A 9,432-nucleotide genomic window follows, 5' to 3' on the forward strand; every position below is an offset into this window, starting at 1 on the left:
CGACTCCAGCCGGTGCCCGCGCGCCGCCAGCTCCGCGCGCAGCTCTGGCGCGCAGCGCCCGGCGCTTCGCCTGCCAAGGCGGTTCGTGGCTCGGGCGCCCCGCGCCCGGTCTGCCCCCGCAACGCGCGTCCCGCGCCCGGCCGCCCGGGCCGGCGGGCGCGGGGCGCCGACAGTCCGCGCCTACGGCGCGCAACGCTTGGCCGGCCGCCAGGCATTCGTAAGCGTGTTCGTGACATCCCGCTCAAGGGGGCGGATTCGGCACCCCGGGGCCGTGGGGAGGCGCTTCGCCCGCCAGGGCGACTGGCACTCTAGTTGACTGAGTGCTAACCGCGGCCTAGAGTCTCAACGCTGGCACTCTCAACATGGGAGTGCCAATAACGCGACAGGCGGATCCGGCACCCGCGACGACGGTTCCCCAGGTCGCAACCCAGACATGAAGACCCCGCGAGATCTCCGAAGGGGGAGGTCGGATCGTGACGACCGCCAGCACCAAGGTTGCCATCAAGCCGCTCGAGGACCGCATCGTGGTCCAGCCGCTCGACGCCGAGCAGACCACGGCCTCGGGCCTGGTCATCCCGGACACCGCCAAGGAGAAGCCCCAGGAGGGCGTCGTCCTGGCCGTGGGCCCGGGTCGCTTCGAGGACGGCAACCGGCTCCCGCTCGACGTCAAGGTCGGCGATGTCGTGCTCTACAGCAAGTACGGCGGCACCGAGGTGAAGTACAACAACGAGGAGTACCTCGTCCTCTCCGCCCGCGACGTGCTCGCGATCATCGAGAAGTAACTCGGACCGGTCGAGAGCAGTTCGCCACCGACGCGCCCCGGGACCCGCGCCTGATCTGAAGCACGGCCGGGCCGGGGCGTCGTTGTGTGGCGGCGCGGCTCAGCCCGCAGCGTAGCCCGCTCAGCGGAACCCGCCCTCAGAAGAAGACAAGGCACAAGGGACACCCAACCGATGGCGAAGATCCTGAAGTTCGACGAGGACGCCCGTCGCGCCCTCGAGCGTGGCGTGAACAAGCTGGCCGACACGGTCAAGGTGACGATCGGCCCCAAGGGTCGCAACGTCGTCATCGACAAGAAGTTCGGCGCGCCGACCATCACCAACGACGGCGTCACCATCGCCCGTGAGGTCGAGGTCGAGGACCCGTACGAGAACCTCGGCGCCCAGCTCGTCAAGGAGGTGGCGACCAAGACCAACGACATCGCGGGTGACGGCACCACCACCGCCACCGTGCTGGCCCAGGCCCTGGTCCGCGAGGGTCTGCGGAACGTGGCCGCCGGTGCCTCCCCTTCCGGTCTGAAGCGCGGGATCGACGCCGCGGTCGAGGCGATCGCCGAGGACCTGAAGGCCAGCGCCCGTCCGATCGACTCCAAGGCCGACATCGCCGCCGTCGCCGCGCTGTCCGCGCAGGACAAGCAGGTCGGCGAGCTGATCGCCGAGGCGATGGACAAGGTCGGCAAGGACGGTGTGATCACCGTCGAGGAGTCCCAGACCTTCGGCCTCGAGCTCGAGTTCACCGAGGGCATGGCCTTCGACAAGGGCTACCTGTCGCACTACATGGTGTCCGACCAGGAGCGCATGGAGGCCGTCCTCGACGACCCCTACATCCTGATCCACCAGGGCAAGATCTCCTCCATCCAGGACCTGCTCCCGCTGCTGGAGAAGATCATGCAGGCGGGCGCCTCCAAGCCGCTGCTGATCATCGCCGAGGACGTGGAGGGCGAGGCGCTGTCCACCCTCGTCGTCAACAAGATCCGCGGCACCTTCAACTCGGTGGCCGTCAAGGCCCCCGGCTTCGGTGACCGCCGCAAGGCGATGCTCGGCGACATGGCCACCCTGACCGGCGGCCAGGTCATCTCCGAGGAGGTCGGCCTCAAGCTCGACCAGGTCGGCCTCGACGTGCTGGGCTCGGCCCGCCGCGTCACCATCACCAAGGACGACACCACCATCGTCGACGGTGGCGGCTCCTCGGCCGACATCGAGGGCCGGGTCGCCCAGATCCGCGCCGAGATCGACAGCACCGACTCCGACTGGGACCGCGAGAAGCTGCAGGAGCGGCTGGCCAAGCTGGCCGGCGGCGTCTGCGTGATCCGCGTCGGTGCCGCCACCGAGGTGGAGCTGAAGGAGAAGAAGCACCGTCTCGAGGACGCCATCTCGGCCACCCGCGCGGCGGTCGAGGAGGGCATCGTCCCGGGCGGCGGCGCCTCCCTGGTGCACTCCGCCAAGGTTCTCGCCGACGGCCTGGGCCGTTCGGGTGACGAGGCGACCGGCGTCGCGATCGTGCGCCGCGCCGCCGTCGAGCCGCTGCGCTGGATCGCGGAGAACGCGGGCCTCGAGGGCTACGTGATCACCTCCAAGGTGTCCGAGCTCGACAAGGGCCAGGGCTACAACGCGGCCACCGGCACCTACGGCGACCTGGTCAAGGACGGCGTCATCGACCCCGTCAAGGTGACCCGCTCCGCGCTGCAGAACGCGGCCTCCATCGCCGCCCTGCTGCTCACCACCGAGACCCTGGTGGTGGAGAAGAAGGAAGAGGAGCCGGAGCAGGCCGGCCACGGCGGCCACGGCCACGCGCACTGAGCCACGGCACCGAGCCACGCGCACCGAGGCGCGGCACGGGCACGGCGGAAGGGCCCCCGCCCGCGATCATCTCGCGGGCGGGGGCCCTTCCCTGTCGTATGCGGTCACACGTGGTCACACCAGCGGGATCAGAGCTCGACCATGCCGAGCTGGTTCAGCAGCCCCAGCTGGTCCCAGTTCCACCAGGCCTCGGCGATCAGCCCGTGCTCGAACCGGTGGGTGGTCTGCCCCGTCACCCGGACCGGCCGGCCGGTCGCCGGCAGGCCCATGAACTCGCCGTCGTTGGTGCCGGTGACCGTCCAGCGGGTGGTCACCGTGTCACCCTCGGCCACCTGGCCGTCGATCGTGAAGCGGGGCGAGAGGGCACCGATGTAGCGGGCGGTGACCGCCTCGGCCTCGGCCAGACCGACCGGCTCCGGGCCGTTGCCCGGGTCGTGGTCCAGGTAGCCGGGCGTGCACAGACCGCTCAGGGCGTGCGGGTCGCCGTCGCCGATCCGCTCGAAGAAGCGCCTGGCGACCGCCTCGTTCAGCTGCTCGTCGCGCACCACGTCCAGATCGGTGAAGCGCGGCACATCGTCACAGAGCGCGACCATCTCCTCGAAGATCCGCTCGGTCTCGGGCAACTCCGAGTTGCGCCTGGCCTCCTCGTACGAGGGGAACTCCACGATCTCGACGACGTGCGCCGAGTCCTCCCGGTCCTTGCCCACCACCGAGTGGGTGGCCGTCCGCCTGCCGTGCGTGCCGGCCACCCAGGTGTCCATCAGCCGGTTCAGCTCATCGATCCGGCTGGTCCGGCAATCGATTACCTGTACGAAAGTCATGATGAATCCGAGTCTCTAGGCGCCTGATGCTCATATCTTCAGCCTAGTCGCTTATGCCTGATTCATCACAATGGTTCGGAATCGTTCGGGCGCTCCGGCGCGTCGCCGCGGCGCTTGGGCCCGTACTTGCGCCCGGCCCGCGCGGAGACGCCGCCCAGCGCCCCGCGCGGCACCAGCCGGCTGGCCCCGATCAGCGTCTTGTAGCGGGCGTCCGGGATGCTCAGCGACCGGCCGCGCGCCAGGTCGCGCAGCCCGGCGTCCACCACCCGGTCCGCGTCCAGCCACATCCAGCCCGGGATGTCGTCGGTGCTCAGGCCGGCCCGCTGGTGGAACTCGGTGCGGACGAACCCGGGGCAGAGCGCCATCAGCCGCACCCCGCTGCCCGCCAGGTCCCGGGCCGCGCCCTCGGTGAACTGCACCACCCACGCCTTGGAGGCGCCGTAGGTGCCGCGCGGCACGAACGCCGCGACCGAGGCGACGTTGATCACCGCACCGCGGCCGCGCCGGCGCATCGTGCCGGCGGCCGCGGTCGTCAGCCGCAGCACCGCCTCGCAGTGCACCCTGAGCATCCGCAGCTCGTCGTCCACCGGGGCGTCGAGGAACGTGCCGCGCAGCGCGAACCCGGCGTTGTTGACGAGCAGGCCGACCGGTCGGTCGGGGTCCGTGAGGCGCCGCTCCACGGCCTCGATGCCCTCGTCCGTGGCCAGGTCGGCGACCAGCACGGTGGCCTCTATGCCGTGCCGGTCGTGCAGCTCCGCGGCCTGTCGGCGCAGCGCTTCCCCGTCGCGGGCCACCAGCACGAGGTCGTGTCGGTCGCGCGCCAGCCGGCGTGCGAAGGCCGCGCCGAGGCCCACGGTCGTTCCCGTCACCAATGCGGTTGTCATAGCCGAACCGTAGTGGTCGGCGTGGCCCGGCCGGTGGCTAGGAGTGGGCGTCCCGACCGTTCTCGCGGGTCGAGGCGTTGACGAGGTCGCGGCGGGCGCGGCCGAGCAGCTCCTCGCGGTCGTCCTCGGTGAGCCCGCCCCACACCCCGTAGGGCTCGCGGACCGAGAGCGCGTGCGCCGCGCACTCCGCGCGTACCGGGCAGCGCATGCACACTTCCTTGGCCGCCTCCTCGCGTGCGCTGCGCGCGGCGCCGCGCTCACCCTCGGGATGGAAGAACAGCGAACTGTCGACGCCGCGGCAGGCGGCGAGCAGCTGCCAGTCCCACAGGTCGGCGTTGGGGCCGGGAAGGCGCGAGAAGTCTGCCATGACGGTGTCCCATCGTCTTCGATTGCTGCCAAAGCCTCATCAAGCTGATGTAAATATGACTACCAGCTGAATATAGCCGCAGACACCTCAAGATGGGCAAGAAGGTCTAAAAAGGACAAAATCAATGTTCGGCGTGTTTACCGGAGAGGGGCTCCCCAGTGATCTTTCGGTCACGTAGAGTGCTGGTGCTGTGTGGTTGGCGGCCGTAACTCTTTCGGGTGACCGTCGTTGAGAGGGCGGAGGCGGTTGACGGGCCTGGTCAACCGCACAGATGACGACACACAACTGCCTGGAGGCTCAACGTGATGCGCATCAGCTGCGGAGGCCGGCCATGACGTCCGTCCTTGTCTGCGACGACTCCCCGCTCGCCCGGGAGGCGCTGCGCCGCGCGGTGGCGACCGTGCCTGGCGTCGAGCGGGTCACGACGGCGGCCAACGGCGAGGAAGTCCTGCGCCGCTGGGGCGCCGATCGGTCCGATCTCATTTTGATGGATGTGCGCATGCCCGGGCTTGGGGGCGTGGAAACCGTGCGTCGGCTGCTCTCCGCCGATCCCGGGGCCCGCATCATCATGCTCACCGTCGCCGAGGATCTGGACGGCGTGGCGCTCGCCGTGGCCGCCGGCGCCCGCGGCTATCTCCACAAGGACGCCTCGCGCGCCGAGCTCCGGGCCACCGTCACCCAGGCGTTGGCCGACCCGACCTGGCGTCTCGCGCCCCGCCGGCTCCGCTCCTCCGACATGGGCGCGGCCCCCACGCTCACCGCCCGCGAGATCCAGGTGCTCGAGGGGATGAGCCACGGCCGGTCCAACGCGGAGATCGGGCGTGAGCTTTTTCTCTCGGAGGACACCGTCAAGACGCACGCCCGCCGGCTGTTCAAGAAACTCGGCGCCTCGGACCGGGCGCACGCCGTGGCCCTCGGATTCCGCTGGGGCCTGGTCCGCTGACGGGCCATGGAGAAGCCCCCCGGTAAGCGCCGGGGGAGGGTGGCCGGACGGGGGGCGCGGCGCCCGTCACCCCGTCCGGTGAGTGGCCCGGGAGCACGCAGGTCGGGAGGCCGTGCTCAAAAAGTTCCCGGGTGCCGCATCCTTGAAGGCATGACGCTCATCGGGGACGAGCCGGCCAGCTGTAAGGGGAGGGCAGGGAACATGACTCTGAGCGCTCCCACACATAACGCTTCGGTGCACAACTCAGCCCACGGTGGTTCGGAACGTGAGGCGACGGTGCACCATGGACCGATGCGCGATGACGAGGCAACCGGGATCGGCACCCTCGTGCATCGTGCCGCCGAGGGCGACGCCCAGGCGACCCACGATCTGTTGGCCCACGTGCATCCACTGGCGCTGCGGTACTGCCGCACCCGCCTCGCCCGGCTGCCCACCGAGGCCCGGGACTTCGTCGACGACCTCGCGCAGGAGGTCTGCCTCGCGGTGCTGTGCGCCCTGCCGCGCTACCGCGACACGGGCCGGCCGTTCGACGCCTTCGTCGTCGGCATCGCCCAGCACAAGGTCGCCGACCTCCAGCGCGCCGCGCTGCGCCACCCGGGCTCGACCGCGGTGCCGTCCGACCAGATGCCGGAGCGGCCCGACGACTCGCTCGGCCCCGAGGAGCGCGCGCTGCAGAGCAGCGACGCCGAGTGGGCCAAGACACTGCTCGCCAACCTGCCCGACCACCTGCGCGAGCTGGTGCTGCTGCGGGTCGCCATCGGGCTGACGGCCGAGGAGACGGGTCAGGTGCTCGGCATGTCGCCGGGCGCCGTCCGGGTCGCCCAGCACCGGGCGCTCACCAGGCTGCGCGCGCTGGCCGGCCGGTAGGGCGCCGGTTCCCGGCCGGGGCCGAGTGGGCCTCGTCACCCTGGTGGGCGAGGTCCGGCCGTCCGGTCCTCGGCCCGCGCCGGGAGCCGTAGCATGGAGTGCACCCCGGCTGGGTGAGCCCAAGGGGAGTACGCCGGAGATGCGGGCCGGAGATGCGGGAAAGGCTGTAACGCTGTCATGACTGATTACGCGGGCGAGGTCCCCGAGAAGTTCGCCTCCCTCGGGCTGACCTTCGACGACGTGTTGCTGCTGCCCGGCGCGGCCGACCTGGCGCCGCAGGACATCGACACCTCCTCGCGCATCTCGAAGAACGTGCGGGTAAACGTTCCGCTGCTCTCCGCCGCGATGGACAAGGTCACCGAGGCCAGGATGGCCATCGCGATGGCCAGGCAGGGCGGCGCCGGCGTGCTGCACCGCAACCTCTCCATCGAGGAGCAGGCCGCCCAGGTCGACCGCGTCAAGCGGTCCGAGTCCGGCATGGTCACCGACCCGATCACCATCCGTCCCGACGCCACGCTCCGCGAGGCCGACGAGCTGTGCGGCCGGTTCCGGATCAGCGGCGTGCCCGTCACGGACGTCGAGGGCCGGCTGCTCGGCATCGTCACCAACCGCGACATGGCCTTCGAGCCCGACCGCAGCCGTCAGGTCCGCGAGGTCATGACCCCGATGCCGCTGGTCACCGGGCGGGTCGGGATCTCCGGCGACGACGCCATGGAGCTGCTGCGCCGGCACAAGATCGAGAAGCTGCCGCTGGTCGACGAGGAGAACCGGCTCAAGGGCCTGATCACCGTCAAGGACTTCGTCAAGGCCGAGAAGTACCCCAACGCCGCCAAGGACGCGAACGGCCGGCTGATCGTGGGCGCGGCCGTCGGTGTCGGCGGGGACGCGTACGAGCGGGCCGAGGCGCTGATCGAGGCCGGCGTCGACTTCGTGGTGGTGGACATCGCGCACGGCCACTCGCGGCTGGTGCCCGACATGGCCGCCAAGATCAAGTCCAACTACGACCGGGTCGACGTCGTCGCCGGCAACGTCGCCACCAGGGACGGCGCCAAGGCACTGGTCGACGCCGGCGTCGACGGCATCAAGGTGGGCGTCGGCCCCGGCTCGATCTGCACCACCCGGGTGGTCGCCGGCGTCGGCGTGCCGCAGGTCACCGCGATCTACGAGGCGTCGCTCGCCGCCCGCGAGGCCGGCATCCCCGTCATCGGGGACGGCGGCCTCCAGTACAGCGGCGACATCGCCAAGGCGCTGGTCGCCGGCGCCGACACGGTGATGCTCGGCAGCCTCCTCGCGGGCTGCGAGGAGTCCCCTGGCGAGCTGATGTTCATCAACGGCAAGCAGTGGAAGTCGTACCGCGGCATGGGCTCGCTCGGCGCCATGCAGTCGCGCGGCGAGCGCCGTTCCTACTCCAAGGACCGCTACTTCCAGGACGAGGTCAGCGACGACGACAAGCTGATCCCCGAGGGCATCGAGGGCCAGGTTCCCTACCGCGGCCCGCTGGCCTCCGTCGTCCACCAGCTGATCGGCGGCCTGCACCAGTCGATGTTCTACCTCGGCGGCCGCACGGTCCCGGAGATCAAGGAGCGCGGCCGCTTCGTGCGGATCACCTCCGCGGGCCTCCAGGAGAGCCACCCGCACGACATCCAGATGACGGTCGAGGCGCCCAACTACTCGGGACGCTGAGCGGTCCCCCCGGTGCTCGCCGAGTCCCCCGCGGCGCGGGGGCGCGATACTGGGGGGCGCACAACCCCGTGGAAAGGCTCTGGACGTGACTGAGATCGAGATCGGGCGCGGCAAGCGCGGCCGGCGGGCGTACGCCTTCGACGACATCGCCGTGGTGCCCAGCCGGCGGACGCGCGACCCCAAGGAGGTCTCGATCGCCTGGCAGATCGACGCCTACCGCTTCGAACTGCCCTTCCTCGCCGCGCCGATGGACTCGGTGGTCTCGCCGGCCACCGCGATCGCGATCGGCCAGCAGGGCGGGCTCGGCGTGCTCAACCTCGAGGGCCTGTGGACCCGTTACGAGGACCCGGAGCCGCTGCTCGCCGAGATCGCCGAGCTCGGCGAGGAGTCGGCCAACCGCCGGCTCCAGGAGATCTACGCGGCGCCGATCAAGGAGGAGCTGATCGCGCGGCGGATCGGCCAGGTGCGGGAGGCCGGCGTCGTCACGGCGGCCGCGCTCTCGCCGCAGCGCACCGCGCAGTTCTCCAAGGCCGTGCTGGACGCCGGCGTCGACATCTTCGTCATCCGCGGCACGACGGTCTCCGCCGAGCACGTGTCGGGCGCGGCCGAGCCGCTGAACCTCAAGCAGTTCATCTACGAGCTCGACGTGCCGGTGATCGTCGGCGGCTGCGCGACGTACACGGCCGCGCTGCACCTGATGCGGACCGGCGCGGCCGGCGTCCTCGTCGGCTTCGGCGGCGGCGCCGCGCACACCACGCGCAACGTGCTCGGCATCCAGGTCCCGATGGCCACCGCGGTGGCCGACGTGGCGGCGGCCCGCCGCGACTACATGGACGAGTCCGGCGGCCGCTACGTGCACGTCATCGCGGACGGCGGCGTCGGCTGGTCGGGCGACCTGCCCAAGGCCATCGCCTGCGGCGCGGACGCCGTGATGATCGGCTCCCCCCTCGCCCGCGCGACGGACGCGCCGGGGCGCGGCCACCACTGGGGCATGGAGGCCGTCCACGAGGACGTGCCGCGCGGCAAGAAGGTGCACCTCGGCACGGTCGGCACGACGGAGGAGATCCTGACCGGCCCGTCGCACACGCCGGACGGCTCGATGAACTTCTTCGGCGCGCTGCGGAGGGCGATGGCGACGACCGGGTACTCCGAACTGAAGGAGTTCCAGCGGGTCGAGGTCACGGTGGCGCGCTCGCGCTGAGGGTTTTTCCCCACCCACCCGCCCTTCGTCCCGCGCTCCGCGCGGGGCGGCCGCGCTGCGCGCGCTGCGGCGCAGCCGCCGCGGGCC

The 9,432-nt window shown here is 71.1% G+C and carries 9 protein-coding genes; 6 read left to right on the top strand and 3 right to left on the bottom strand.

Annotation, left to right across the window (positions count from 1 at the left end; genetic code table 11):
* The first annotated feature begins 473 nt into the window (after positions 1-473).
* The gene (gene groES / locus ACYVPE_RS37900; RefSeq protein WP_100569792.1) at positions 474-782 is read left to right on the top strand and encodes a co-chaperone GroES; all 309 of its coding nucleotides are present in this window, start codon (positions 474-476) and stop codon (positions 780-782) included.
* Between the two features lie 171 nt (positions 783-953).
* Positions 954-2,579: a chaperonin GroEL gene (gene groL, locus ACYVPE_RS37905; protein WP_461038391.1), complete on the top strand. Its 1,626-nt coding sequence runs from the start codon at positions 954-956 to the stop codon at positions 2,577-2,579.
* Positions 2,580-2,707: 128 nt separating this feature from the next.
* On the opposite strand, the gene ACYVPE_RS37910 is transcribed toward groL, so the two are convergent.
* The 3 genes from ACYVPE_RS37910 to ACYVPE_RS37920 form a co-directional block, all read right to left on the bottom strand.
* Positions 2,708-3,400 carry an ester cyclase gene (locus ACYVPE_RS37910; protein ID WP_461038392.1) on the bottom strand — a complete coding sequence of 231 codons (693 nt, stop codon included), beginning with the start codon at positions 3,398-3,400 and terminating at the stop codon, positions 2,708-2,710.
* Positions 3,401-3,465: 65 nt separating this feature from the next.
* Positions 3,466-4,284: an SDR family NAD(P)-dependent oxidoreductase gene (locus ACYVPE_RS37915; RefSeq protein ID WP_461038393.1), complete on the bottom strand. Its 819-nt coding sequence runs from the start codon at positions 4,282-4,284 to the stop codon at positions 3,466-3,468.
* A gap of 37 nt (positions 4,285-4,321) precedes the next feature.
* Entirely contained in the window at positions 4,322-4,651 is a 330-nt protein-coding gene (locus tag ACYVPE_RS37920; RefSeq protein ID WP_132818909.1) for a WhiB family transcriptional regulator, read from the bottom strand.
* Between the two features lie 331 nt (positions 4,652-4,982).
* Between ACYVPE_RS37920 and ACYVPE_RS37925 the strand changes: the two genes are divergently transcribed.
* The 4 genes from ACYVPE_RS37925 (at position 4,983) to ACYVPE_RS37940 (ending at position 9,345) form a co-directional block, all read left to right on the top strand.
* Positions 4,983-5,594 carry a response regulator transcription factor gene (locus ACYVPE_RS37925; protein WP_019431595.1) on the top strand — a complete coding sequence of 204 codons (612 nt, stop codon included), beginning with the start codon at positions 4,983-4,985 and terminating at the stop codon, positions 5,592-5,594.
* Positions 5,595-5,885: 291 nt separating this feature from the next.
* Positions 5,886-6,461, top strand: coding sequence for an RNA polymerase sigma factor ShbA (gene shbA / locus ACYVPE_RS37930; RefSeq protein WP_461038394.1), 576 nt, complete (start codon positions 5,886-5,888; stop codon positions 6,459-6,461).
* Positions 6,462-6,638: 177 nt separating this feature from the next.
* Positions 6,639-8,144 (top strand): IMP dehydrogenase, encoded by a 1,506-nt coding sequence (guaB, locus tag ACYVPE_RS37935; protein ID WP_461038395.1) that lies wholly within the window; start codon positions 6,639-6,641, stop codon positions 8,142-8,144.
* 85 nt (positions 8,145-8,229) lie between these two features.
* Positions 8,230-9,345 (top strand): GuaB3 family IMP dehydrogenase-related protein, encoded by a 1,116-nt coding sequence (locus ACYVPE_RS37940; protein ID WP_461038396.1) that lies wholly within the window; start codon positions 8,230-8,232, stop codon positions 9,343-9,345.
* The last annotated feature ends 87 nt before the right edge of the window (positions 9,346-9,432 follow it).

This window comes from Streptomyces mayteni, assembly GCF_054783955.1.